The organism is Cupriavidus sp. YAF13 (assembly GCF_052113425.1).
Taxonomy (GTDB): domain Bacteria; phylum Pseudomonadota; class Gammaproteobacteria; order Burkholderiales; family Burkholderiaceae; genus Cupriavidus.
This window is the reverse complement of sequence record NZ_JBFRDD010000001.1, coordinates 231,712-258,472: the sequence shown is the minus strand read 5'-3', so window position 1 is coordinate 258,472 and position 26,761 is coordinate 231,712. Positions and strand designations below refer to the sequence as shown.

At 63.2% G+C, this 26,761-nt stretch carries 16 protein-coding genes and 1 pseudogene; 7 read left to right on the top strand and 10 right to left on the bottom strand.

The window, feature by feature from the left end; genetic code table 11:
* Window positions 1-5: 5 nt before the first annotated feature.
* On the top strand, window positions 6-1,382 hold the full coding sequence (locus tag AB4061_RS01490) for an LLM class flavin-dependent oxidoreductase (RefSeq protein WP_441630258.1): 1,377 nt from the start codon (window positions 6-8) through the stop codon (window positions 1,380-1,382).
* A complete protein-coding gene (locus AB4061_RS01485) occupies window positions 1,379-2,851 on the top strand; it encodes a SidA/IucD/PvdA family monooxygenase (RefSeq protein ID WP_441630256.1) in 1,473 nt (490 codons plus the stop codon). The genes AB4061_RS01490 and AB4061_RS01485 overlap by 4 nt, the downstream gene beginning before the upstream one ends.
* Window positions 2,852-2,894: 43 nt before the next feature.
* On the opposite strand, the gene AB4061_RS01480 is transcribed toward AB4061_RS01485, so the two are convergent.
* Together AB4061_RS01480 and AB4061_RS01475 are read right to left on the bottom strand one after the other, a co-directional pair.
* Window positions 2,895-4,265 (bottom strand): amidase family protein, encoded by a 1,371-nt coding sequence (locus AB4061_RS01480; RefSeq protein WP_441630254.1) that lies wholly within the window; start codon window positions 4,263-4,265, stop codon window positions 2,895-2,897.
* Window positions 4,266-4,369: 104 nt separating this feature from the next.
* Window positions 4,370-4,738 carry a hypothetical protein gene (locus AB4061_RS01475; RefSeq protein ID WP_441630253.1) on the bottom strand — a complete coding sequence of 123 codons (369 nt, stop codon included), beginning with the start codon at window positions 4,736-4,738 and terminating at the stop codon, window positions 4,370-4,372.
* 540 nt (window positions 4,739-5,278) lie between these two features.
* On the opposite strand from AB4061_RS01475, the gene AB4061_RS01470 reads away from it, so the two are divergent.
* The 5 genes and pseudogenes from AB4061_RS01470 to AB4061_RS01450 all read left to right on the top strand — a co-directional run.
* Window positions 5,279-8,530, top strand: coding sequence for an ATP-binding protein (locus AB4061_RS01470; RefSeq protein WP_441630251.1), 3,252 nt, complete (start codon window positions 5,279-5,281; stop codon window positions 8,528-8,530).
* A gap of 45 nt (window positions 8,531-8,575) precedes the next feature.
* Entirely contained in the window at window positions 8,576-9,226 is a 651-nt protein-coding gene (locus tag AB4061_RS01465; protein ID WP_441630249.1) for a response regulator, read from the top strand.
* A 1,276-nt stretch (window positions 9,227-10,502) separates the two neighbouring features.
* On the top strand, window positions 10,503-11,201 hold the full coding sequence (locus AB4061_RS01460; RefSeq protein ID WP_441630247.1) for a LuxR C-terminal-related transcriptional regulator: 699 nt from the start codon (window positions 10,503-10,505) through the stop codon (window positions 11,199-11,201).
* A gap of 186 nt (window positions 11,202-11,387) precedes the next feature.
* Window positions 11,388-13,742 (top strand): ATP-binding protein, encoded by a 2,355-nt coding sequence (locus tag AB4061_RS01455; RefSeq protein ID WP_441630245.1) that lies wholly within the window; start codon window positions 11,388-11,390, stop codon window positions 13,740-13,742.
* Window positions 13,743-13,840: 98 nt separating this feature from the next.
* A pseudogene (locus AB4061_RS01450) lies at window positions 13,841-14,056 on the top strand (hypothetical protein); the annotation flags it as partial.
* A gap of 145 nt (window positions 14,057-14,201) precedes the next feature.
* Here AB4061_RS01450 and AB4061_RS01445 read toward each other — a convergent pair.
* The 8 genes from AB4061_RS01445 to AB4061_RS01410 all read right to left on the bottom strand — a co-directional run bounded on the left by AB4061_RS01445 (window position 14,202) and on the right by AB4061_RS01410 (window position 26,571).
* Window positions 14,202-14,492 carry a hypothetical protein gene (locus tag AB4061_RS01445; protein ID WP_441630243.1) on the bottom strand — a complete coding sequence of 97 codons (291 nt, stop codon included), beginning with the start codon at window positions 14,490-14,492 and terminating at the stop codon, window positions 14,202-14,204.
* 568 nt (window positions 14,493-15,060) lie between these two features.
* Window positions 15,061-15,489 (bottom strand): SMI1/KNR4 family protein, encoded by a 429-nt coding sequence (locus tag AB4061_RS01440; protein ID WP_441630241.1) that lies wholly within the window; start codon window positions 15,487-15,489, stop codon window positions 15,061-15,063.
* 76 nt (window positions 15,490-15,565) lie between these two features.
* Window positions 15,566-16,243: a hypothetical protein gene (locus tag AB4061_RS01435; protein ID WP_441630239.1), complete on the bottom strand. Its 678-nt coding sequence runs from the start codon at window positions 16,241-16,243 to the stop codon at window positions 15,566-15,568.
* A 214-nt stretch (window positions 16,244-16,457) separates the two neighbouring features.
* Window positions 16,458-17,678 carry a fimbrial protein gene (locus AB4061_RS01430; protein ID WP_441630237.1) on the bottom strand — a complete coding sequence of 407 codons (1,221 nt, stop codon included), beginning with the start codon at window positions 17,676-17,678 and terminating at the stop codon, window positions 16,458-16,460.
* 226 nt (window positions 17,679-17,904) lie between these two features.
* Window positions 17,905-20,931, bottom strand: coding sequence for a two-partner secretion domain-containing protein (locus AB4061_RS01425; RefSeq protein ID WP_441630235.1), 3,027 nt, complete (start codon window positions 20,929-20,931; stop codon window positions 17,905-17,907).
* Window positions 20,932-21,012: 81 nt separating this feature from the next.
* A complete protein-coding gene (locus AB4061_RS01420; RefSeq protein ID WP_441630233.1) occupies window positions 21,013-22,830 on the bottom strand; it encodes a ShlB/FhaC/HecB family hemolysin secretion/activation protein in 1,818 nt (605 codons plus the stop codon).
* Window positions 22,831-22,951: 121 nt separating this feature from the next.
* A complete protein-coding gene (locus AB4061_RS01415; RefSeq protein ID WP_441630231.1) occupies window positions 22,952-23,737 on the bottom strand; it encodes a fimbria/pilus periplasmic chaperone in 786 nt (261 codons plus the stop codon).
* A gap of 95 nt (window positions 23,738-23,832) precedes the next feature.
* Complete coding sequence (locus AB4061_RS01410) at window positions 23,833-26,571, bottom strand: fimbria/pilus outer membrane usher protein (RefSeq protein ID WP_441630229.1); 2,739 nt, start codon at window positions 26,569-26,571, stop codon at window positions 23,833-23,835.
* Window positions 26,572-26,761: the final 190 nt, after the last annotated feature.

The following is a 26,761-nucleotide window of genomic DNA, read 5'->3' as shown; positions in this document are numbered from 1 at the left end:
CAATCATGGCTCAACGTAGCGGTTTCCTCAGCCTGGGCGCCTTCCTTTACCCCAGCGGCCACCATATCGCCGCCTGGCGCCATCCCGATGCCAAGGCCGACGCGGGCATCGACTTCAAGCACTACATAGCGCTCGCCCAGGCCGCCGAGGCGGCAAAGTTCGACCTGGTCTTCCTGGCCGACGGCGTAGGCACGCGCGGCGACGATGTCGAGTTCCTCAGCCGTACCGCGCACAGCTACCAGGCGCAGTTCGAGCCCATCACGCTGCTGTCCGCGCTGGCCGCGGTGACGCAGCGCATCGGCCTGGTCGGCACCGCCTCGACGAGCTTCAACGAGCCGTATCACGTGGCGCGCAAGTTCGCCTCGCTGGACCATATCTCGGGCGGGCGCGCCGGCTGGAACCTGGTCACCTCGTCCAACGAGCACGAAGCGCGCAACTTCAACCGCGACCACCATTTCGCCCACGCCGAGCGYTACGAGCGCGCGGCGGAATTCGCCGATGTGGTTACCGGGCTGTGGAACAGCTGGGAGGACGATGCCTTCCTGCGCGACAAGGCCAGCGGCCGCTACTACGAGCCCGCCAGGCGCCATGTGCTGGGCCACAAGGGGAAGCATTTCTCGGTGCAGGGACCGCTCAACGTGTCGCGCACGCCGCAGGGCCATCCGGTCGTGGTGCAGGCCGGCTCCTCCGAAGCCGGCAAGGAACTGGCAGCACGCACGGGCGAAGCCGTGTTCACTGCGCAGCAGACGGTGGAGGATGCCGTGGCGTTCTACGCCRACGTCAAAGGCCGGCTCGCCCACTATGGGCGCGAGCCCGATGACCTGAAGATCCTGCCCGGCGTATTCCCGGTGGTGGGCCAGAGCGAAAGCGAAGCCAAAGAGAAATTCGAGCAATTGCAAGCGCTGATCGACCCGGTGGTCGGCCTGGCGCTGGTGTCTGGCCTGACGGGCGGCTTCGACCTGTCGGGCTATCCGCTCGACGGCCCGATTCCCGAGTTGCCCGAGACCAATGCCAGCAAGAGCCGGCAGCGCCTGGTGATCGACCTTGCGCGGCGCGAGAACCTGACCATCCGCCAGCTTTACCAGCGCGTTGCGGGTGCGCGCGGCCACTGGCAGGTGATCGGCACGCCAGCGCAAATCGTCGACCAGCTCGAAGAGCGCTTCCGCAAATACGGCGCCGACGGCTACAACGTCATGTCGCCGGTGCTGCCGGGTGGACTCACCGATTTCATCGCGCTGGTGTTGCCTGAGCTGCGCCGCCGCGGCCTGTTCCGCGCGGAATACGACGGCAGCACGCTGCGCGAGCACCTTGGGCTCAAGCGCCCCGCGCATCCAGCCACGTCCTCCAGGCCCGCCGCCTCAACCCTTGCCGCTGCAGCATGACGACAACCTCTTCCCTCCCCGGCTCCGATCCCGATTTCCTCGCGCGCGAAACCCTGCGCCTGCTCGGCCCCGCGCCCGACAACTGGGTGCCGGACCACGCCGGCATCGACCACAACGTGGCCATCGTCGGTGGCGGCCAGAGCGGCAGCGCCTATGCCTTCTCGCTGCGCCGCGCGGGCATCGGCCGCGTGACGGTGCTCGACGCCGCGCCAGACGGTGCGCTGGCCGGCGTCTGGCGCACACGCGCCCGCATGCAGAAGCTGCGCACGCCCAAGAACCTGGTCGGGCCGGCGCTTGGCCTGCCGACGCTGGGCTTCCAGGCCTGGTATGAAGCGCGGCACGGCGCCGAGGCCTATGCCGCCATCGACCGCATTGCGCGCCTGGACTGGGCCGACTACCTGGACTGGTACCGGGGCTTCCTCGGCGTGCAGGTGCGCTACGCCACGCGTGTGGTACGCATCGAGCCCGTAGCCGGCGCCGCGCTGCCGCACTTCCGGCTGCATCTTGAGGTGAACGGGCAGCCGCGCATCGAGACGGCGCGCAAGGTCATCCTGGCCAATGGCGTGGCCGGCAATGGCGCTCCGTTCGTGCCCGCTGTGTTGTCGCAGGCCGTGGCCGCCGGGCTGGCCGCGCATACGGCCGATGCCATCGACTTCGACGCGCTGCGCGGCAAGACGGTAGCCGTGCTGGGCGCAGCGGCCTCCGCGTTCGACGCCGCCGCCGTGGCGCTGGAATCCGGCGCGGCCGCCGTGCACCTGTTCGCGCGCCGCGACCATATCGCCGCCACGCCGGTATCGCGCGTGCGCGCCTACCCCGGCCTTTACGACAACTACCACGCCCTGCCCGATGCCACGCGCTGGGAGCAAGCCATCCGATATCGGCGCGCCGGATCCACGCCGCCGGCCGACTCGGTGGAGCGGGTGCTCAAGTTCCCGCAGTTCCATTTGCACCTGAGTACCTCGCTGTCCGCCGCCGAGGTGGAGTCCGGCCGCATCGTCACCGAGGTGCAAGGACAGACCCTGCGTTTCGACTTCGCGATTGCCGGCACTGGCTACCTGGTGGATCCGTCGGCGCGCCCGGAACTGGCCGACATTGCGCCGCATATCCTGCGCTGGCGCGACCGCTACCAGCCCCCGGCCGACGCGCGCGACGACGAGCTCGCCGCGTCGCCCTATCTGGGCAGCGGCCTTGAGTATCTTGAGAAAACACCAGGCGCCGCGCCGTGGCTGCGCGATCTGCACGTGCATAACCCTGCTGGCTTCGCCAGCGTCGGCGTGCCGCTGGGCGATGTGCCCAGCATGCGGCGCGATATTCCGGGCTCGGTCGCCCGCATCAGCCGGGATCTGCTGCTGGCCGACCTGGCGCTGCATGAGCAGCGGATCCGCGGGGACGTGCCGGCGGATTTTGGGGCGGAGTTTTATGCTGGCGCGGTCTGGAAGCCCTCGGGCGCAGCGCTCGCGGCGGCCTGAGGCGGCCTGAGGCGGCGGCAGCGCCTCTTCCGCTGCCTGACCCTCAATCCCCCGACGCCTCATGTTCCAGCCATCGCGCGACGGCAATGGTGGTGCGGTCTCCCAGCAGCGGCCCGATGATCTGCACACCGAGCGGCAACCCGGACGCGGTCGCCGCCACGGGCGCCACGGTTGCCGGCAGCCCCGCAAGGGTGGCCAAGCCCGACCAGGCGAGTTGCTCGCGATACAGGGAAGGTTCGCCATCGACGCTCAGCGTCGTGTGCTCCCAATCGAGGGCGGGGATATGCTCGAACGCCGCCGTGCCAAACGGCGGCGCGATCACCACATCGAACGAAGCAAAAAGGCGGCTCCAATCGCTGCGCAGATGCATGCGCCGGTCCAGCAGGAATAGCCACTCGTGAGCAGACATACACGGCGGCGCATCCGGCGCGCCGCGTGTCACGATCGTCATCAGGAGCTTCGCATACTCTTCATGAAGGACCGCAATATCGGGCAGCAGCGCGCTGGCATATTCCACATGCGCACCGGCACGCGCAAGCCGGATAGCCACGTCACCGAGCGCGCGCCGAACGTCAGCGCCCGTGCGGGCCGACGGATGCTCGCTGAGTGCCAGCACACGCAAGTCCCGGATATCCGAGAAGCGCGCGGGCGGCAACGCCAGGCGGTAAGCCTGGGCCTCATCCGTATCGGGGCCGGCGAGCACGTCGAGCGCTAGCTCGAGGTCGGCTGCAGTGCGTGCCAGCGGCCCGATGGCCGACAGCACATCGGGGGCGGCCTGGTAGCCGGGGAACTGATGCCCCCGCACAGGCAGCAGGCCATGGGTCGGCTTGTGTCCATGGACGCCGCAGAAGTGCGCAGGCACGCGAATCGAGCCGCCAATGTCCGATCCCAGCTCCAGCGGCACCATCCCTGCCGCCAGCGCCGCCGCGGCGCCGCCGGACGACCCGCCAGGGGTGCGTGCAGCGTCAAGCGGATGCCGCGTGCGCCCATAGACCGGGTTGTTGCTCTCGTAGTCTCCAAGCGCGAAGGCAACATTGGTCTTGCCCAGGATCACGGCGCCCGCTGCCTTCAGCCGGGCGACAGCGACCGCGTCTTCGGCGACCGGCAACGCACTGGCAAACGCAAAGCCCCATGTCGTTGGCAGGCCTGCCACATTAAACGATTCCTTCACCGTCATCGGCACCCCGAGCAACGGGCGGCGCTCTCCCCGTTGCAAAGCGACATCGGCAGCGCGCGCCTGGTCCCGTGCCCGCTCGAAATCGCGCACGACGACCGCATTGATGCTGCCGTCACGCTGCTCGATGCGAGCGATGGCAGCATTGCAAAGCTCCAGCGCGCCAACCTGGCGCGCTGCCAGCGCCTGGACGAGCTGCGTAGCACTGGCGGTATCAAGATCGAGGATGGAAGCGGTCATATCGGGTGTGTGCAAGTTGCAATATTCGAGGCAGGCGGCCAGATCCTTGAACCGCCGCCCGCGACAAGGCCTTTTAACTTGAAGAGATCAAGCCAGAAATCTCATCAAGATCCAATGTACTTGTAGTACAGATCCAGTTTTTCGTTATTTTCTGAAACTTCAATATGAAGAATGGCCTCACCGGGCCTGCCATTTTCAAAGAGCACACACTCCATTCCCAATGCTTTTCCGTTGGTTTCATAGACATCTATGCATGGCCTTTTCCGCGTACGCGAATCAAAGGCCGTCTCCGGTGGCGCAATGGATAGGATTACCCCCTCATCGAAGTATTCATCAATGCTCTCGAATATCTCTTCGGCCACTGCGCTGGAAATGCCAAATTTGTGCTGTAGCGCCAGCGCATCCCGCAGGGCAATGGTCTCGATAAACCGCTTCGCCTCGTCATAGGCTTGCTGCCTTGTTGGCGTTCGCATGGGTCGACTCCGTGATGGCAAGACATCGAGGCGCCAATCTAGCACGACAAAGACTTGACGTAAATTCTGTAGGGCATCCCGTGGACAGGCAATCCATCCAAGATAAGCAGCGAAGGAAATCTGCGGATGATGCTCGCCGCCTCGCTGCACGGCATGCATGAGAACGCGATGCGGCCATCGTCACACGCCTCGCGCCATCCCACAACGATGCGCGCGACTATGGTGTACAGCACAAGTTCCCGTTCGAGACGGACGGCTCTGCCGTTGGCTGGCATCGTCTGGGTCCTTCCGAAATGCCGGGATATGCTCCGCGGCTATTGAGCAATTGTCGGATCTGGTGTACACATCGAGTTGCCCCACTTTCAGTGACACGTCCAGTGACACTTATGTATTGCTCGGGGCAGAGCAGGYCATTCTCCGTCCTTTGGCGTGTGCGCAATGCCGGTCACACCGGGCCGCAGCGTGGCACCGCCGTAGAGGTTTCCAATGTTCCCCGAGGCCCCATCGTAGACACGATGCCTTTCACTACCTGCCGCGCTAATGGAAAGCAGTCCGATCCGCCGCCTTGCCCGCATGCAGAGGCAACTGAGTCTCGTGCTGTTTGCCGTCGCTCCGCTGGCGCTGATGTTGGCCGGCACGCTTTGCTGGGGCATGTTCCGCGTTGTGGAGGATCAGGAAGAACGGATCGCCGTCCATTTTTCCGAACTCACTGGCTATATCCGCGAGCAGGAGGCCTTCCTGATACGCCTGCAGACGCGAGTCCGGGGCTTGCATCCCGATGACTATGCGGGTGATGTCAAGCTGCAGCGCATCGATTCGAGCGCCCATGGCGGCGCGATGCTGTTCGAGGCGCGGGTTCCGCGCACATCGGTCATGTTCAGCGTTGCCTGCAAAAGCACGGTGGACTGTCCGCCGCAAGACAGATCCGTGCTCCGGTTTGGTTCCTTCGTTTTCGATTACCACAGCGCCTATTGGGCAGCGTCCCAGCATCCTCCGGCAGATGTCTTCCTGATCGCGGCGCATGCCGATGCCCGTGTCGGCATGCGGGCGTTCCGCTCCACGTCGGAGAACAGGCCCGAGGAGTTCGGCGAGGTGCTCTCGACGGTTGCACAGCATGCCGGCACGCACGCAGGCGAGCGCAACGTTGCATCGGCGCCTGTCAGCTGGCTCCGCTCGGATCCAGCGGCCGGGGGGGCAGGCAAGATGCTCGCCGTCCTGCCGCTCGATGCCGCGGCGGCCATGCCGCGTGCGACGGAATCCGGGAACGCTGCGCTCTACGCAGCCGCGCTGCTGAGCCTGGATAGGATTGGCAGTATTCGGCGTTCGCTGGAAACACCCAGCCACGACGATTTCTGGCTGGAAGACAGGGCCCGCACCACCTTTGCGGGCAAGTCGCCGATGCCCGCGTTGAGGGCGGATGGCGTCACCTATGCCGCTGATGGACTGTACTTTCGGCTAAGGGACCCAAGCGGGTCGTGGCACGCGCTATACCGCGTTAGTTATCCGACGCTACTCCGCCATAACAAGGGCCTGCCAGCCGTCCTCGCGCTGCTGGTGCTATTCGGGCTGGGCGGTGGCTTGTCCTTCGCCCGTTGGTACAACCGTCGCGTGGTATTGCCGGCGCGCCGGGCGCACGAACGGCTGGCGGAAACCACCGCATTCTGCCGCGCGCTGATCGAGACCGCGCCTATGGCGCTGTGCATTTACAGCCAGGCGGACGGTACGGCGCTGTTCGGCAACCATCTGGCAAAGCAATGGCTGAACCTGGACCCGGGCCTGGATACGCACCAGGACCTGCAGTGCATTCTCGACAATGCCTCTCAGGCCACGCAAGTGCTTGCCGCTACCCTGCCCGGCGCTATCGAGGAAATCCGGGGCGATGGCAACCGGCCGCTCTCCCTGGCATTCTCGCCGACCCGCTACGGTGGCCAAGCCGTGCTGCTGTGCGCGTTTGCCGATATCAGCGCACGCAAGGAAATCGAACGCACCCTGGCCAAGGGAAAGCAGGACGCCGACAACGCGAGCGAGGCCAAGACCACCTTCCTGGCCTCGATGAGCCACGAAATCCGGACGCCGTTGTATGGCGTAATGGGCGCGTTGGAACTCCTGGATCTCACCGGTCTTGGCAACACGCAAAGGCAGTATGTCCAGACGATCCGCAATGCGTCGGAAATGCTGATGCAAATCATCAGCGACATCCTGGATATCGCCAAGATCGAAGCGCGGCAGCTGTCGGTCGAGGCGGACGACTTCAGCCTGCTATCGCTGGTGGAGGCTACCATCAGCCGCCATGCCGCCAGCGCCGGGCAAAGGGGCCTGCTCCTGTACGCCTGCGTTGCGCCCGACCTGCCTGAACACCTGCGTGGCGACACCATGCGAATTCAGCAAATACTGAACCATCTCCTGAGCAACGCCATTAAATTTACCGAATCCGGTCACGTGATTCTTCGCGTCCGGCAAGTTTCGGCAGATCGCGTTGGCGTGACGCTGTTGTTCCAGGTGGTGGACACAGGAGTCGGGATACCGCCGGAACGGCAAGCGGAACTCTTCACCCCCTTCTACCGGATCGACAGCAATATGCATACGGTTAGCGGCGCCGGATTGGGCTTGTCCCTCTGCATGCGCCTGGCAAGGCTGATGCATGGGGACATCCGGTTGGTCAGCGACCCGGGCCTGGGAAGCAGCTTTTCGCTGATGCTCCCCTTGTCGCATGCTGCGGTGCAGGTACCGTCGCAAGCGCCTGTGCTGACGGGGAAATCCGTCTACGTGCGATCCCCGAGCAAGGAGTTGACCGACAATGTGTGCGCATGGCTGAAGCGCTGGGGGGCCACCACTCACACGGCAGACGATATTCCTGCCGATGCTGCGCGGCATGCGCGTCTGCTGGACCTTCTTGTCTCCTACCCTGTTCCCGAGGACTGGACCGGGAATTATCTGTTTGCCGGCAGCCAGCCTGTTGCGGCGGACGCTGCTTTGCCGGCGGGACGCGGCTACCTGAGTGCGCACAGCGTTCAAGCGGTCGGCAGCGCCATCGCGCTGGCGGAGCCGGGTATATCCGAGTCACTTGACAGGCCGGCGGAACCTCTCGCTGCCGGCGCACAGCTTCGGGTCCTCGTGGCCGAGGACAACGCGATAAATGGAGCGATCCTGAAGGAGCAACTCGAACAAATCGGCTGCCTGGTTGCTCTGGTCTACGATGGGGTGGATGCGCTGGCCCGATGGCACACCGATCTGTTCGATGTCGTGATCACGGACATCAACATGCCAAGGGCAAATGGCTATGAGTTGGCCGAAGCGTTGAGGCAGCAAGGCTACGTGGGCCCTATTATCGGGATCACCGCCAATGCGATGCGCGAAGAGGCGCAGCGCTGCATGGACGCAGGCATGACGTCCTGGCTGGTCAAGCCAATTGACCTGGGGGCGCTACGGTCTCATCTCCATTCCGTTCGCTCCCCTGCTGTCATACGGCACGTGGCGCAAACCGCCCCGGAGTCCCCGGCCAGTCACGATGAGGCCGGGTTCGTGCCGCTCAGGTTCCGCGACGTATTCGCCGAAACCATGCGAAGCGATATCGCGGCGCTCGATCGGGCAATCGTGAATTCGTCCGCCGACAGCGCCCTGGATACATTGCATCGTATCCGCGGAGCGCTGGCTACCGTAAAATTGTTCAGACTCGTGAAAGACTGCGAAGCCCTGGAGGAAGACATCCGCAGCGAAGGCCTTCAGCAAAAGCAGAAGGCAGGCATAGCCCTGGTTGCCTCGCAGATCGAGGCCATTCTTGCTGAGTTTTGACAATCAACCAGGCGGCGGCTTCTCTTTATCCGATTTTTGAATTCCATGAAAAAAACCAAAATCATCTTAGCGGACGATCATCCCCTGGTGCTCATGGGAATACGCGAAGTCATTGAGCAGGACCTGCGTTTCGTGGTGGTTGATTCCGCCTCGGGTCCCTCGGACCTGATCGCGAAGATTCCTGTTGCCCGTCCGGATATTATTGTCACCGACTTTGCCATGCCCGGTGACTCGGTCTTCGGGGATGGCCTGAAGCTCATCGCATACCTGACCAGGACGTTTCCCGGCGTCAAGCTGCTGGTGCTGACAATGCTCACCAACCCGATCATCGCATCAGCCCTGTACGATGCCGGCGTGCACGGTGTGGTGTTCAAGGGCGACTCTCTCAACGACATCCTCACCGCCCTGTTCGCGATCCGGAGCGGCCGCAGATACATTCCGGCATCCCTCCAGGCGTCTCTTCGCGCGAATTCGGGGGCGGAGTCCATTGGCGAGCGAATCAAGACGCTGTCGCCGCGGGAATATGAAGTGCTTCGCCATTTCGTTGGCGGGGAGTCGGTCCAGGATATCGCCAAGCACTTCAACCGCAGTATCAAGACCGTGAGTGGCCACAAGGTGTCAGCAATGCAGAAGCTTGGTGTCACAACCGACCAGCAGCTCATTACCTTCTGCATTGCTACCGAGCTTTTTCAGTAGCAGGACACCATGGACACGCCCAGGCATCGGCATCGAGTAGGCTGAGGGGCGCCCCCCTCAGCCCTTTCGGGCCACCGTACGTGCGGCTCCGCATACGGCGGTTGGCGAACGAGATCGCAAGCGCCGCCGGGTATCCAGCGGCGAGATGTGTAAGAGACGTCCACCCCCAAGTGAGTGCGCCCTGCCTGGCGCAAAAAAACCCAAGCTGCCCACGAGGGTCGCTTGGGTGGGTAGAAGTCCCGGTCAGAGGGAGGGAAACCCTCGCCGGAATCGGGCTTCGGCATCGCCAGGGAATGTTGATGCCGACGAAGTCAAGAATACTGAAGTCAACATTCGTCTTCTACCAGAATATTCTGGTTCTCGGTCCAACGCACGATCGCGTGCTGCCCGTACTGCGCGCCATGATCGACCTGTTTCCAGCGCATAGGCGCGATGCCGCGCCGCGCAAGCTACGCGCTACGCTCTCCACATTTTTCCCAGCGCAACCGGCCCGGACATCCGTACCGCAAAACCCCATTTCATTTAATCACTCAGTCAACCACATAATCTTTTCTGATTAACTTTAACTTCATCATTTTAATTTTTTAAAAATTGACTGGCGATTAACGAATTGCAATTCCGTGCGGGTCGAAGCATCGTTGGCTGGCGTGTGCGAAGAACCGCGCAGGTGGAAATTCCGCCGAGACCCGGCTCTGGAAGGGTTGGGTGAATTGGCCCGCGCCTGACTTTGATGAGAGACCGACTTGCACCGCTGGGCACCCTGAGCACGCACGCGCCGTTAAGCGTCGCGATAATCTCAATTCATTTATTTTTGCCGAAAACAAGAACTATCCTGTGTCGCTACCGTGGAATTCTGGCGAATATCTGTAGATGAACGCGAGCCACACCGGGGCTTTGGCGGCCTCTATGCACTTTCATGGAAGCAGGCCATCGGAAGACCTTGCACCGCCCCTGATCGATCTTGGCCATTCCTTGCCACTACCCGCAGGAGGATTGGCTTGCTGTCAGGCGCGCTCGTCTTGAAGCAGGGGGCGAAATATGGCCACACCATTCTGTTCATCGCTAATTGCCGTGCCGCCATTGCGCGGCTGGAGATTGACAACCCCTTGTCACGCCAAGTACCCGAAACAATCGAAGCGAGCGATGGCCAACGTGCAGTGGATGGCGCGGTATCCCGGATACTCCTGCTCTACGGAGCGGGGGAGCACCGCACCGGGCACGTTCCGCCGGGCGCCGGATCGGTTTCACACAGATTCGTTGATCGGAGGACATAGTTGTGCCAATCAGAGTGCTACTTGCGGATGACCATTCCACGTCGCAGAAAAAGCTGCGCCAGGTGTTAGCGCTGATGGATGAAGTCGAGATCGTTGGAGAACCCGTGGATTCCGCCGAACTGATGCAGCGRCTGGGCAGAGCCAGGGCCGATGTCCTGCTCTGCGCCTTTTATCGTCCGGGCGGGCGACATAACGACAATATCGCATTGCTGGATCTTCTGCATGGCACCTGTCCTCGCTTAAAGGTCGTGATCATCACGAAGGTATCCAGCCCGTTGGTCCTGCGAGCCATGATCGTCTCGGGCGCCCATGGCCTGCTGCTGAGTAGCGATCCTGCAAGGGAGATCGCGGGTGCCATCCGGGCTGTCGCGCGAGGGCGAATGTACATCGCGGCATCGGTGCGCAGACTGATGGCTCACTCGCGGATGGCCGAGGAGCCGATCGACGTCTTTGCCAACGACTGCATTTCAGCACGGGAGACCGAAGTCCTGCGCCGCTATACGCGAGGCATGACCGTCGGTGAGATCGCCACGGCACTGGGCCGCAGCGTCAAGACCGTGAGCACGCAGCGCATCACAGGCATGAAAAAGCTGGGACTCGCAAACGACCGCGAGCTGTATGAGTACGCATTCGCATTTCGGTTTGCCCCTGCCAACGAGGATACTGCTGCGATGGAGACAGTCAGTTCGCTGCGCGGATAACGACGCTCCGGGGTCTTGCCAGCGGGATTGCGGGAGGTCTATGGAAAATCGCTGCTGAAATCGAAGATTGAGAATTGTCCGATAGGAAAGGCTTCCGATCGACGGCACTATTCGATCATGCATTCCCATCGACTTCGTGCTGGGCGCCGTAGCGTCAAGATATCGCCGCCGCGCGTAGCCGTTGTGATGCTATATCTTCTGGCTGCGACGTTGCTGCTGTGCGCGGGTATGGCCGCGGTGTTGTACCTGGAGTCTCAATTTGAGAGAAGTATTTCTGCATATCGGCGCCAGATGAATGCTGCGGCGTATAACGCGCAGGTTTTCCTGGGGCGACGTAGTTCGCTGCTGAGATCCTTGATCGACTCCATATCCGAAGGCAGCGGCGAGGCTGTCGCGTTGCCAACAAGCGAGGCACATCACGTCGAAGGGATTTCCCTCGCCATCGATCGGCAAATCGGGAAGAGCTGGACCTTGTATGTTACTGAACGGGACAGGGATGCCATCGCGCGCTCAGGCGCCCATCTGGTCTACTGGACCGCCACCCAGACCGCTCAAGTAGGGCTGGAGGGCAATCGCCGTGGAATTCGGGAGGCTCTCTCGCCTGAGGTGACGAACATCCTGGTTGCGCGGCACGCGCAACCGGCTGACGCCAGGTCGATTATCTGGGCCAGCGATCGTATTCATCATCGTCTTTATATGTTTGGCCGGGTCGATCCTGGCGAGAAGACAGCCGGCTGGCTTGGATTGGCCTTGGACAATGTCGAGCCGGGTCTCCTGCTGTCCAAGCCTGGCCTGAGCTATATGCTGCTGGACCGTCATGACAACGTTGTTCTCGAACGCGCGGAAGATGCCGAATTTAGGCATGATCTGGCGAGAATGACGCGCGAGGATGCGTTTATTCGATACGGAATGGGCCCAATACCCAAGTACCTCACGCTCAGCAAGGCGGTAGGCGACGACGGCTGGCGCGTTGTTTATTTCATTTGTGCGAGCGCGTTGCTGAAGGCGTGCATGCCGGCCATCCGGCTGGCACTGGGGGGCTTCCTTCTGCTGATCATCGGCGTGGGCATCGGCATTGTGTATATCAATCGGCACCAGATACTGCCGGCGCGGCGGCAATTTGACAGCCTGATCGAAAGCGAAGCGTTTAGCCGATCCATGATCGAGGCGGCACCGGTGGCATTGTGTGTGCTTCGCCGCCGCGACGGCAACGTGCCGCTTGCCAACGGATTGGCGCGAAGCTGGTTTGATCCCGACGTCTCGTGGCGCGAAGCCGCGCTGTCCAAGGACCGCCATCCGAGCACCGGGAGGGAGCTGGTGCTGCATGACGGCCGCAGCGTCTATGTGTCTTTCGCGTCAGCGCGCTACCAGGGCGAGGACGTGGTGATCTGCGCGTTCAGCGACATCACGGCCCGCAAGGAAATGGAAGCAGCAACGCAGCTAGCCATTCAACGGGCGGAAGCCGCCAATGAGGCCAAGACCGTTTTCCTGACCACCATGAGTCATGAGATTCGCACGCCGCTCTATGGCATTCTGGGAACACTTGAGCTCCTGGCCTTGAGCGGCACGTCAGGGCAGCAGCGGGAGTACATCAAGGCCATCGAAAGGTCCTCGGAATCGCTATTGCAGGTAGTGGATAACACGCTGGACATATCGAGGATCGAAGCCGGGAGCCTGATGCTCGAACCGGCGGCATTCTCGCCGCTCGACCTGACGGAAGACGTGCTTTCCTCGTACGCCGCACGCGCGGAGCGCAAGGGCCTGCTCATCTACGCCTGTATCGATGCAGACATTCCCGGGCGCTTACTTGGCGATGCCGTTCGCGTGCGCCAGATCCTGAACAACCTTCTGAGTAACGCCATCAAGTTCACGCAGATGGGCCGGGTGGTGCTGCGCGCGCAAATGGTGGCGACCCGGCCGGAAGGCGTCGAACTGATGTGGCAGGTGGCGGACACCGGCATCGGCATCGCCGCGCAAAGCCAGGAGCACATCTTCGAGTCGTATTATCAGGCGAGCGGTAGCCGGCAGGCGACAGCCAGCTCGGGACTCGGACTTTCGATCTGCCACCGGCTTGCCCAGTTGATGGGCGGCGCTATCCAGGTGGTAAGCGAGCCTGGGCTCGGAAGCCTCTTCTCGGCTACGCTGCCCTTTTCGTTGTCCATCGATGCACCGGATATCGTGATGCCTCAACTTCGGCCCGGCGTGGTGTACGTGCGCTCGGACGTGAGAGAGGTCGCCACGCATCTGTGTGCCTGGCTACGCCGTTGGGGTGCCGTCGCACAGCCTTACTCCGAAACGCAGGGTGGCTTGCATCGGGACGACATATTGATAGACGTGCTGCCAACGACGCGCAGTGAGATCCCCTGGACGGGTCCTAGGGTGCTGGCGAGACCGTTTGGCCCCGATCATCCACAGAAGACCGGGGATGGCTGGCAGGTGAACAGGTATAGCGTGCGAGCGATCGGCCTTGCAGTCCAGTTTGCGCAGAACGATGTCGACGAAAGCGGCTCATCACGCCCAGGCACCCATGGCTCGCGCTAACCTGGCATGACGTTGGCAACGGATTGCCATCCAATCCGCCCAAGATAGGCCGCTAAAGGGGGCTGCAATGGATCCGCGCGAGGCCTTGGCAGACGACGAGATTTGAACGACCCAATCGGCTCTGGGTTTCGGATTTCACCTACGTCTCTACTTGGCAGCGCTGGCTGTACAAGGCCGAATCGATCCATCGCCGTACCCCCAGGAAGACCAAAGAAACAGTGGAATTGGCCACCCTGAATTGGGTGGCCTGGTTCCACGATCATCGATTGCTCGAGCCGATCGGATCTACCCCACCAGCCGAAGCCAAGGTCAACTTACCAAGCAGGCCATATCGGCCTGACTCAAACCAACGGGCCTCCACGAAACTCGGGGCGGTTCAGTATTCGACCTCACCCGCCAGCCCCATCCTGGCCGTGGAGGCCAGATCAGCAGGCCGTCAACGCGTGGCGCACCCGCCCATTATCCATCGCCACCCTCCTCCTCATCGTCCAGCGCAGCCAACTCGCTCAGCACCAGCGTTTCATGCGCGAGCACGGCCGCCAGCGAAAGCAGATGGCTTTGCGTTTCTTCGGTGATGTTGCAGAAGGAGCCACCAGCAGCATTCTCAACAGCCACCGAAAGCAGCGCGTTGAGTTGCGCGGTCTTCTCGGAGGCGAGGCTGAGCGGGCTTTCGGAAGGGGCGTGGGCCGTGAGGAACGTGTCGCGCCCGGCGCGTTGGGCGGTGATGTTGTAGTGCGGGTACCTATGCATCGGGCGCCCTCCGTTGGGAGGCGCGCAGGCGCTGGCAGAGATTGGCTGGCTTGGGAGGTGCGATTTGCCCGGGATGGGCGAGCGAAGACTGGGGCATGGATGTGCCTCCTTCTCAAGCGATTTCGACCCCGTTCCCCGCTGTCAAACGGGGTGGGYGGGCGCAAGGCAGGGTTGACAGCCGGAAAGAAGGAACCGGTGAGCTCGAAAGCTCCCCCGCCCAGGCCCGCCCGTAGGGACGCGCAAAGGCATGACGGACAAAGGCCGTATAGTGGCACATGTCCGCGTTCTTAACAGGCTGTCAAACCCGGTCGCTGTGGTTGCAACGACCTGCGCAGTATAAAGGCACAAAGTACGCTCCGAACCACCCGCTACAAAAAGTCACACTGCTACGCCATTGGTGGGCAAAAAAACCGCTCACCAGCCGGTTGAAGCTGTCCCGGATGAAGCGCGCGCCCGTGCCGTTGGTCACGCGAGGTCACGCGATTGGTCAGGTTGCCGCGCTCGCCCCAGCTGTAGTGGGTGCCGGCATATGCCTTGAGCAGGTTGTCCAGCGACTGCAGAATCTACGCTATGCGGGGCGTCCTGGCATCGTCAGGAATGATGGGAAGCTGTCGGAATCTTGAACCATCTCACCGGTCTCGTGTGACCATCGAACGACGACGGGCTCTCCAGCACCGCCTAGCTTCGCATAGTCGAAGCAATAGTAATCCCCTGATCCGAACTCCGCGAAAKGCAGCAATTGAGAGAAGTCAATTGATGTATCTCCAAAATTGTCCAGCCATTCCTTCCATCCCTCATTGAAATGACGGACTATGGATTCCCATGTCTTTCTCGGATCGCGGGAATCGAAGACGGGAAACACGGTCAATGCACCCAAGGATCTCCCATTGTTTACTAAAATCCAATCCGAGAAAGACCTAGGTAGCGTACGTCCCAATTCTGTCTCGGCAGCACGAATAGCATCTATAGATGTTCCAATTACACGAGCTTTAGACATCGTTCCTCACTTTACGGAAGTTCCCCCGATTTCGGCAGACCAAGCTTGCCCTTCCCAGGAGAACCGGCCGAGTCATTTATTTCCTCGTCCAAAGGGGCGTAGTACTTGACGTTATCTCGGCCAGTTGACCTTCACTGTCGTAGCGATAGAACCATTCATCTTCGCCGGGCCACCCTTTGGCAATGGCTCGGCCGGACAGGATCTTCCCGATGGAAGCGTACTTGTAAAGAAATACGGAAAAAGTGTCGCCGACACCGACCCCAACGTAAACTATGTCGCCGTCATCAAGTTGAAATAGCCTTCCCAAGCCGATCAACCTGGACTCGCGTTTATCTGGACGATCCATCCCTTTAAAACCAACTGTACGAATCTCCGAGAAGCCGTCACCGTGGTCGTATAGCGTCGCCTGGATCGCCTGGATCCCTCTTTGCCCAGGAAAAACGGTAATAATATGGCTGCCGCCATAAAAACCAGAGCAATATTTCCCCAGCACACGTGCCTCTTCTACGCTTGCGTATTTTTTCTTCATCAATCGAGGCGATGAAAACCCCATACGCTCCGTTTCATGTGGCAGGTGCTCAAAATAATCGCCATCAGAGAATTTCCATTCGCCCACCAAATCGCAACGCGCCAAAAAGGAATTGTACAATCCGGTTACATCGAACCCCTGAAATTCTTTTCTTAGATCATCAAGAGTCGAACGCACGTTGGAAATATCAAGCAACATCATCATCCCCATCATCAACAGCAACACTTATACGTTGCTTTCCATTGGCCACCTTCCATCCTATACCCACCACCACGTTTCTCGACACCCTTAATCGGAACGCAGACCCGCAACACTGGCGAAATCGTCCACGTTCATGCCGAATTTGGCATCGAAACCGGGTGAGGTGGCTCCTCGAATTCATCTGATGGCACGCGTAGGGTCAGATCGGCGTTGCCACCCTGGTTTCTGGACACCATCCTCAGGGGAAAGTGAAGGTGAATTCGGCAGAGCCTCCCGCATAACCGGCCTTCACCTCGGCGTCGCCACCGGTGCGGATGTACTGCGCCGACAGCGGAAGCTTCGCGGTCCTACCCGGCTTGTCGAGCGTCATCTCGTACTTCTTGGCAACGCCCGGATCGCCATAGGCGATGCGCTCCCGGCTGCCATCCTCGCGCGTCATGATGATGCCGAACCCCTGGGCCAGGCTTTGCCCGCCCGGCGCACTGAGCCGCAATACCGTCTTGTCCGCACTGGGGGGCGTGGCCTTGTCCCTGAAGCTGATCGTGGGCTTGGCGTTGGCCGCGCAATTGCTCAGGGCGATTTCGAAGTGCTTCGGCGGGGAGGTGTCGTTGAGCCTCTTGAACCGATCAATGGGAATACTCCCCAGATTGACTGGAATGATCTGATTGGCCACCACATCGCATTTGTTCGGAATCGGGGGCGGAGGGCCACCGCCGATGCTGACGAGACCCGTGCTGTCGTAGGTAATGGACTGATGGCATCCCGGGCCCAAGGTGGGCACCTGGAACGTGCTGCCCAAGCTCACCCCCACCGATTTCAGAATATCCGCTGCGTAGATCTTCACCTGGAGACCACCCGCAACATTGGTCACCTTGATCTCGCCCGCGGCGAGCGCATTCGGGTCCTTGGTCAGCACCAGGTACTGTTTGTAGCTGGCGATGGTGGACCCGGTCTGTATCCCCAGATTGGGCTGAAACAAGACGTTGATCTTCTCGACGGCAAGCGGGTCGATTTCCTTGCGCAAGGTCCTGGCGACACCGTCCGACGATAGCGCTTCCCACTTGAAGCCGATGCCGTCAATATTCGTTGGCACAATGCCATCCGCTCCGATGGGCGGCCCGAACCCCATTGCCCAGTGCGCGCCCGTGACCAGCTCGTGAGCGACCACTGCCGGCGTCGAACCAAAGGTGAAGACCGTCGACAATGCGAACCGCCGTTCCATCAGGATCGTGCCGATGGCCGTACTGCTGGTCAGGGGATTGGTTACCGTCCACGGCTGGATCTCCTGCGGATTGGGGTTCGCGCAGTTGGTGGCCACGCGGTTTTCAAATTGTGCCTGGGCGCTGCCGCTCGCCAGCCCCAGCATCAGCATCAGCACGGCAATGAACAGGCGTACCGATTGGCGCGCCGCCCGTGCAATCCCCGGCAGCCCGGCGATAGGCAGTACATTCGTATTCATGCAGCTCTCCATCTCCCCACCCCTGTCTCCCCAGCCTTTCGAGGCGGCGTCAAAATCCATGGTGCGCGCGGCCAGCAGGACCCGCCACCTGCGCCACCAGCAACGCATATCCGTCCTTGTGTTCCATGCCGCGGTACTGAAATGCCCTTGCATGCCATGCCGAAACACGGCATGCAAGGTACAAGGGGCCTGCTAGGCAGGCAGGCCAGTGGACTGCTTCAGCACCTTATTGAATGATGGTGCCGTAGTTGATGCCGGCCTGCGGCAGCAGGGCAGCATTACCGGAAACCCGGTTGCCATACATGGAACCGAAGTTCACACCGACCAGGCCACCAAAGTTCTGGGAGTAGTTCGGCACGAAGCTGACCTTGCCGCTCGCCGTCGAGTAATTGACTTCGCCCTGATTCAGGCCAATCAGGCCGCCCATCGTCACATAGCTGCCGCCGCTTACCGTGCCGGAAGCCGACGAAGCGCGGACCGCACCGTGGTTCTGGCCGACCAGGCCACCCACCACGCTGCGGCTTTCACCCTTGACGTTGCCGCTGGCCATGCCCGACACGATCGCGGTTCCGTTCGTGGCGACGTTGGTGCCGACCAGGCCGCCGACAAAGCTGTTCGCACCGGCATAGACTTCGCCGCTCGCTTCCACCGCCAGCAGGTCGCCGCCGTTGTAGCCGACCAGACCGCCGGTGTGGCTGTTGCTGCCGCCCGTGGTCTTGCCTCGCGCCACCGAACTCTGGATGGTGCCGCTATAGTGGCTGCCGACCAGGCCGCCCACGCGGTTGTTGGTGCCGCCGATCACGGCGCCGGTGGCTTCTGCACCGAAGATGGTGCCGCCCTCATTGCTGCCGGCCAGGCCGCCCACATCGATGCCGGAATTATCCGTGACGATGCCGCTGGTCTTGACATTGGTCAGGCTACCGTTCCGGTTCTGCCCCACCAGGCCGCCGATGGCCGCGGCACCGCGGCCATCGGCGCGGCCGCTGGTGTAGGCATCGGCAATCCTGCCGCCGCTGTCGTTGAGGCCAACCAGGCCACCGATAACGGCGTTGCCGGAAGCGCCTGTGTTACCGGCGGAGAAGACGCGCTCGATGACGCCACCGTTGTTGTAGCCCACCAAGCCGCCCACGTTCAGGCCGCCATAGTAAGTGCCGACGGTGCCCCGGCTGGACGAATCGGCTATATACGCATTAGGCCCGGCGTTCAGCCCGACCAGGCCACCCACGCCGCCCATGGCCGTACGCTGCATGTAACCCCCGATGGTGGCATCCGACGTGCTGCGTGTCACCCTGCCCGCGTTTTCACCAACCAGGCCGCCGATCGACTGGGTCAGGCCGCTGCCAGACAGACAGGAAGCGCTCACCGAAGCGCGGTCGATGGCGCCGTCGATGAGGTTCTTCCCCACCAGGCCACCCATCGTATGGGTCCGCCCGGTGTTGCTATTGAGGCGGACGCCGGTGGCGGTGACGTTGGAGATGGTGCCGGAATTCCGACCGACCAGCGCACCCAGCGCAGCTGCGCCGGCATTGGCAGACGTCGCGTTGACCGACAACGCCGCCAGGCCGAGGTTGCTGATGTTGCCGGACGATGCCGAGAACAGGCCGGACAAAGGCCCGGTGCTGGTCACCGAGAGATTGTTCAAGGTATTGCCCAGGCCGTCGAAGACGCCGTAGAACGTTCCGTAGTCGCCGCCAATCGACTTCAGGCTGCCGCCGCTGATCTTGTTGCCCAGCACGTAGTAGCCACCCAGATTGTCGTTGATGCCCTGCAGCTGCGCGAGATTCTGGATCACGTTATAGGAAAAACCGTTCGACCTGAACGACGCCCCCGTCCCGGACAAGGTGACCACCGCGCCGTTGTTCAGGTTCAGCGAACGGCCATAGTTCAACTCAAGGCCGTTGCCGGCGCCGCTGAGCGCGACCTTGTTATTCAGGTTGATATCCTTGGCGCCGGCGGCGGTCATGGCCACGCCGGCGTTGACGCCGGTGGCGCTCAGCGCTCCGTTGACATTGACATCGCCGGCCGAGGCCAGCGTCAGCTTGTTGCCGCTGTTCCAGCTGATCGGCGCGTTGATCGAAAGATTGCCAACGGTGCTGGCCAGCTCGATATTGGTGGTGCCGAGGTTGCGCGAGAGCGTGTCGCTAAACGCGGTATTTTCGCCACTGGCGGCGGTCTGGCCGACGTTGACATCCATCGCGCTGAGCTTCCAGGTGCCCGTCTGCCCGTTGTTGGCCTGGGTGTTGACCTGGGTGGCCAACTGCACCTGCACATCGGCGCCGCGGGTCTCGATGGTGCCGCCGTTGCCCGGGCCGGCCATCGCGCTGGCGTTCAGGCTGCCGGCCACGCGCACGACGCCGGCGCTGCCGCCGTCCAGCGTGATCTTGCCGGCATTGCCCTGCAAGGTCTTGGCCTCGATCATGCCCGTATTGTTTACCACCGCCTGCTGCAAGCTGCCGGCGGCGCGGGCCGTCATCAGCACCTGGCCGCCGTCGGCCTTGAGCAGGCCGCCGTTTTCCACCAGCGAGCCCACCAGGCCGCCATTCACCTGCAGGTTGAGCAGGTTGCTGGCGTCGAAGCTCACGGTGAAGTCATTGCCGGCGCCTAGCGCCACCCGGCCCATCTGCGCCTGGATGAGGCCAGTGTTGCGCACCGTGCTGCCCAGCAGCGCCACGCTGCCACCCGGAGCGGCGATAATCCGGCCGGCATTGATGATCGACGCACCCGCGCCGCCGGCAAAGCGGTAGGTCCCGCTGTTGAAATCCGCGTTGCTGATGTCCTGCGTCGAGGCCACCAGGCCGCCCACGTTGACCTGGGCGGTCTGCCCGAACACGATCCCGTTGGGGTTGACCAGGAAGACGCGGCCATTGGCATCGATCTGGCCCTGGATATTGCTGGCGTTCGCAGTGATCACGCGGTTGAGCGCGATCGAGTTGCTGTCGGGCTGGTTGAATGAGACCTTCTCCCCCGCGCCAACGCTGAATCCGTTCCAGTTGATGATCAGCTTGTCGCTCGACTGGTTGATCGACATGTCCCGGCCATTGTTGTAGGACGCGACATTGCCGGTGCCCGATACGATCGCATTGCCGGTCGGCAAGGCATGCGCCGGCGCAAGCGCCCCCAGACCCAACAGTGCAACAACCGCGGCAATCACGCGCCTGGCGCCGCCGGACTTGCCGCGGCGGCGAGCCCCTTCTCTGGCAACGTTCCAGCATCCCTGGGCCTGATTCCAGACCAGTGCATAGCTTTTGTTCATATTGACCTCATTCCTTGTTATTGAGAAAGCTGCAACCATCCCGGCAGCACGGGTACTGCACCGACACGGTCCACGGCGCACTCAAAAGTACTGCGCGCCCTGCACCCAAAACCTGGGGCTGCGCACCGGCCCCCCGCTTGCGTCGCGCTGGCCCACCGGCCAGGCCAGTGCGAGGCTGATCTGATGTCCCTGCCCGGCCCAGGCGCCACCGATGCCCGCCCCCGTCAACCGGCGCGTATTGCGCTCCCTGGTCCAGGGCTGCTTGTTGATGTCCACCACGCTCTTGTCCACAAAAGCGCTCAGCTGCCAGCCAGGGGCCACCGCGTAGCGCAACTCCAGGCTGGCCTGCCAGCCCTGGTCGCCGCTGCCGGCGCCGAGCGCGTAGGCGCGCACGCCATAGGGCCCGCCCATGCCGAACTTCTCCGAGCCGTCCAGGTTGCCGGACGCCCATTGCGCATTGGCCTGGGCATAGAGCTGGAAGCGATTGCTCAGCCGCTGCAGGCGCGCCGCGCTCAGGTTCATCTTGCTGAAGCTGCCGCCGGCTCTCGCGCTGATCTGGTCGATGAACTCGGTGAGCGGATCGTCGATGCGAAGCCGTCCCGTGCTGTAGCTTGCCGAGAACATGGTCTGGCCGCCGCCGAATACGTTGTCCTGGCCGTTGCCGCTCACGCCAGCGGTCCACAGCCCCACGCGCTTCCCGACGCGGGTCTCAAAGAGATCCATCTCATCGCGCAGCCGCTTGTCGTCGTACTGCAGCTGGGCGTTCAGGTTGAAGGCGCGGCCGCGCAGCAGCGGCTGCGAGACGAAGACGCTGCGGATGCTGGCGCGGCCGTGCGCTTCCAGCACCGCGAAGTCCTTGCCGAGGTGATAGCCCATATCCGAGTACGACACGCCCACGCGCGTGGACCAGGGCCCGGCCGGCAACTGGTAGCCGGCGCGGTAGTAGCGCTGCCGCTTGTCGCTGCCAAGCACGCGCAAGCTCAGTTGGTCCCCCAGCCGCAACGGGTTGTTCAGGTAGAAGCTGCCGCCCAGGCGGTATTCACCGGTGTAGTAGCCGCCATAGTTGTCCGCCTCCAGGCTGCCGCCGGCCAGCGGCCCGGGCTCCGCCTCGACCAGCAGGTCGGTGGTACCGGGCTCGGTGCCGGACTGCAAGGTACCCTTGGCCTCGGCGCCGGGGATATCGTTGAGCAGCAGCAGGCTGCTTTCCAGTTCCGCGCCATGCACCGCCTCGCCGCTCCTGAGCCTCGACAGCGGCTGGCGCAGCACGCCGTCAAACGCGCGCGACTTGTTTTGCAGCACGATCCGCCCGTACCTGCCTTCCATCACTTCGAGCCGGACCATGCCGTCCTCGATATCCTGCGGCGGCAGGAAGGCGCGCGCCAGCAGGTAGCCGCGCTCGTGGTAATACGCGGTGATGCGGTCCGCCGCCGCGCGCAGGCCTGCCAGGTCCTGCTCGCTGCCGTTCAGGTCGTCCAGCAGGGGCAGCAGTTGCGCCGAATCGAATACCTTGTTCCCGTCGATGCGAAAGCCCTGCACCTTCAGGCGTATCCCCGGCTCGGCGGGCGCGGCGGGTGCGGTGCTATCTCCCGCCTTGGGCAGGTCCAGCTCCAGCCTGGACGGCGCAGGCAGTTCCGGACGCACGGTTTCGAGATCGCGCATGGTCTGCCCGGCCCTGGGTATGTTGGGTACATTCGGCGCATTGGTTGCATTGGGCGCATTGGACGCGTTGGGCCCACCGGGCACCTGCGCATGCCCCGCGACCGGCAGCAGCAACATCAGGCCGACACCGCAGGCACGCAGCCCGAAAGCGCGGCGCGCAGGCCTGTCACCGGCCGCCCGGCAGGCTTGCGCATCGGCATCGGCATCGGCATTAACAAAGGTTTCACGGCCAGCAGTCACTTGATTTCTTCCCATTGCAATCCCATTCATCTCACGAGCAGCCCAATCGATGCGCATGCGCCGCTCTCAGCCCGGTGGAGTTGGAATTCCTCATCGAGCGCCCCATCGAGCTGCATCGAAACTACCTTTTGACGTTTGCATTCCCGACGATCAGTTCGCCGCTATCCCTGACGGCTTCGTAATGCACCACCGCCTCGTCCGCGGCGGCGCCCTTCAAGCCGGGCAGCGTGAACCGCGTGACGCCAAGCGGCGCGATGGTCTGGCCGTCCAGCTCCACCGATGCGCCCCCGCGCCCGATCTCCATCCGCGCCAGCGACACGTGGTAAGGCGTAGGATTGGTTGCTTCCAGGACGGCGCCGCCCGCCTTCCCTGCCCTGCCGAACGCCCATGTCACTTGCCCGATGGCCCCGTCCGCAGTGCCGGGCAATCCCGCCGGCCGGAACAGCAGCTTCATGCGCGTGCGGTAAGACAGGCGCAGCAGACTGGCGCTGTCCTCGGCCAGCGGCGGCACCTCCAGAAAATTGATCCAGAACACCGACTCGCGGTCCCCCGGCAACGGCTCACCGGTGTAGCGCAGCCGGAGCACCGTCTTGCGCTCCGGGTCCAGCCTGAGCAACGGCGGCGACAAGATGAAGGGCACGCTCAGCCTGGCCGGATCGGCATTGACCTCTCCCTGGTCCAGCCAAACCTGGACCAGGATCGGGCTGTCGCCCGCATTGCGCAGCCTCACGCTCAGCTCCGACAGCTCGGCGGGGTAGACGAAGCGGGTGCCGATGATCGACAACGCCGCCAGCGCCCCGGCCGGCGCCAGGCACAGCAGCAAGGCCAGCATGGCCCCGGCGCGGCGCCACGGCCGCTCGCAACGCGGCCTGCGATCGCTTCTGCCCGGGATGATCGGATTGGTCATGCGGCTCGGCCTTCCCTGGTTCTGCATGCCGGCCGGATTGCCTGGCGCTGCCGTCCTGGTACTGCACAGTTGCCCGGCTCCGGGTTGCTTCGGCTTCACGGACGCGCGGCCAGCTCTTTGCTGCCCACGCCACCGGCCGGCAATGGAAGGCACGGCAGGTCCAGCATCTCGTAGCCGCTGCGTTTGCCCTGCACGCGCGCGGGCAGGGTGTAGTCGATCACGCAGCGCTCTTCAGGCTTCTTGCCCCATTCGACGCGGATCGAGCCGCGGTCCTTCTCGGTGCGCACCACCAGGCGGCTGCCCTGGCCCACGGCGCCGATCTCCGTGCCGCCTTCGGCATCAATGGCGGTGGCGGCGAAGGGCAGCAGTTCGCCATTGGGCATGCGGCTATTGATGAGCACGGCGCGCGCCCTGCGGGTTTCGTAGGTGAGCATCACCACCGAGCCAGCGCGCGGCGCGACGCTGCGCGAGGTCACCTTCAGTTCGACGTCGTCGGGGATGCCCTTGGGATCGACATCGATGCTGTTCAACTGATAGGGGATCAGGCTCGGCACGACCGCGTAGCCGCGCCGGTCCACGCTGGCGCCGCCGTAGCCGACCCGGGCGCCCTGCGCATCCGCCGCATGGACCACGCCGATGGTCTCGCCAAGGGTCTGTGCCAGGGAAATGCCGCCCGGATGAACGACCAGGCCGCCCTGCGCGCTGGCCGATGCCTGCCGATAGCCTTGGCCCTGGCCGATGCTGGCGCCCAGCGTGACGTCGGGCAGGCGCCAGTTGATGCTGGCGTTGCCCGAGGTGGCATTGCGCCGGTCGTCATAAGTACCGGAGAGCGAGTACGAGCCCTTGCCCTGCTGGTCGATGAGCCCCGAAACGCCGGAGGAAACCTGCGTGCCGGCACTGTCGTCGTGCGTGACGAAGGTGTTCAGGACGGGAGCGCCGCGGGCGGACTTTCCCAGTGGAATCGACAGGTTGAGGCTGACCAGCGTGCTGTTGCCGCTGCTGGCTCCCCCATACAACGCCCCCCCGGACCCCGCGTTCTGCACGCGCTGCACGGACACGGAATAGGTGTTGCCGCGCCACTGGTTGCTGTAGCCCAGCGTGAAACTGAGCGCCTGGCCACGCTGGTTCCAGTACTGGAGCGAAGAGCCGTTGAGGTAGACATTGCCGCCGCTCGCGCCGAGCTGCTGGCTGATATTGGCATCCACTCTGCTGCGCATGCGCGCGAAGGAATCGGCCGCCGCGCCGCGCTCGACGGCATCGTGCAGCATCAGCGCATCGCGCAGGCCAAGATAGCCGCGCGTGGAATAGCGGTACGCCAGCAGCGAGAAGTTGGTACCGCTGCTCGGCAGATTCTTGCTGTACGAAACACGGAAGCTGGAGCCACGCAGGCTATCGCCGTTAGGCACGGTGGCCCTGGCCCACGTGACGTCGGCGCCAAAGCCACCGAGGCGCGTGTTGAGCGCCCCGCCCAGCAGCCCGGACACATAGTTGCTGGCCAAGGCCACGCCACCGTAGCCGGTGACCATATTGTTGATGCCGTGTTGCAGTGTGCCCTGCACGACGTACTGTCCGCTGCCTTGCAAAGAGGGGTCGCTAGCCCTGCCCGCGGTCACGCTGTAGCGCGTGACGCCCGGCCGCAACAATTGCACGGTGGTGGCAAAGGGCACCAGGAAGGTAYGCGCCTGCCCGTTGGCCTCTGTCACGGTCACCTGCAGGTCGCCGCCGTAGCTGGCAACCTGCAGGTCATTGATCTCGAACGGCCCCGGTGCCACGGTGGTCTCGTAGACGAGGAAGCCGCGCTGGTGGACCGAGACCCGGGCGTTCGAGCCGGCGGTACCGCGCACCACAGGTGCGTAGTAGCGCTGCGTCTCGGGCAGCATGCGGTCGTCGCTGAAGATCTGCGCGCCGCGGAACGACACCGAATCGAACAGCTCGCCGCTGGTCGAGCTCTCGCCGACCAGCACTTGCGAGCGCAGCGCGGGCAGATCGGTCTGGCCATAGATATAGCCACGCTGATAGCGTGTGCCGGTCAGCGGCGACCAGGTAACCGAGCCGTTGTGGCGCAATCGCAGCGGCCCGAGGTTTGCCCCCAGGTTCAGGCCCGCGTAGGCCTGGGTGGTGTTGCGTCCCTGGCTCTGCGTGGTGAAGATATTGGTGTTGTAGTTGAGCAGCAGCGCCGGAACGCCACTGTCCCATCGCTGCGGATCGACATAGTTTTTCGATGTGGTCAGCCGCAGATAGTATTGCGGCACGGAAAGATAAATCGCCTGCTCCGCCTGGTCGAACTTGAGTTCGGCGCCAGGAACATAGTTGCCGATGTCGGCACAGACCAGGCCTTCGGGCATCGGGTTGGGTGGCCGTGCGGGATCCTGGCCGCGCGCGCTCTTGTTCAGATCGACACCTGCGCGGGTGAGCAGTTCGCGGTCGTAGCATGCCTGTGAGCTTTCCCGGCCCGCAACCTGCTGGAACTCGATATCCTCGGTGCCGCGCCATTGGCCATTGACATGCAGTTCGACGCGGTACTTGCCCGGCGCGACGATATCCAGCCGCTCGAAACGGCTGGTATCGATCGTGATGCCCTCGGCGCCCTGCGCCAGCATGTAGGTGTCGAATATCACCCGTTTGCCGTCCAGGGCGGACAGCAGCCGCGGCTCGGGCGCGGGCCCAGTTCCATCGCTGCCGGCACTTCGCGCGCGCTCCCGGTCGCCGTCCTGTGCTCCTTTGCTTTCCTGCGCCGAGGTTTCGCCAATCTGCGCGCCGAGATCCATGGACTGGCGCGTCCCCGCGCCCTGCCCACCCACAACGGTCGCCGCCGCCCAGGCGGCAGGCGACATCGCGATCGCCGCCACGGCGCCGATCAGGCGAGGCGCAAGGCGCCCCGGCCTGGAGGTCGGCGGCGCTGCCACACTGGCGGCGCGAGCCGGGCCAGCGGGTCGAACAAGGCGAACTGAGGATTGCATAGACCGACGAATTTGTCCTATCTGCGGAAGCTGGAGGCCGCTGTACAACCGATGCGGCGAAAGG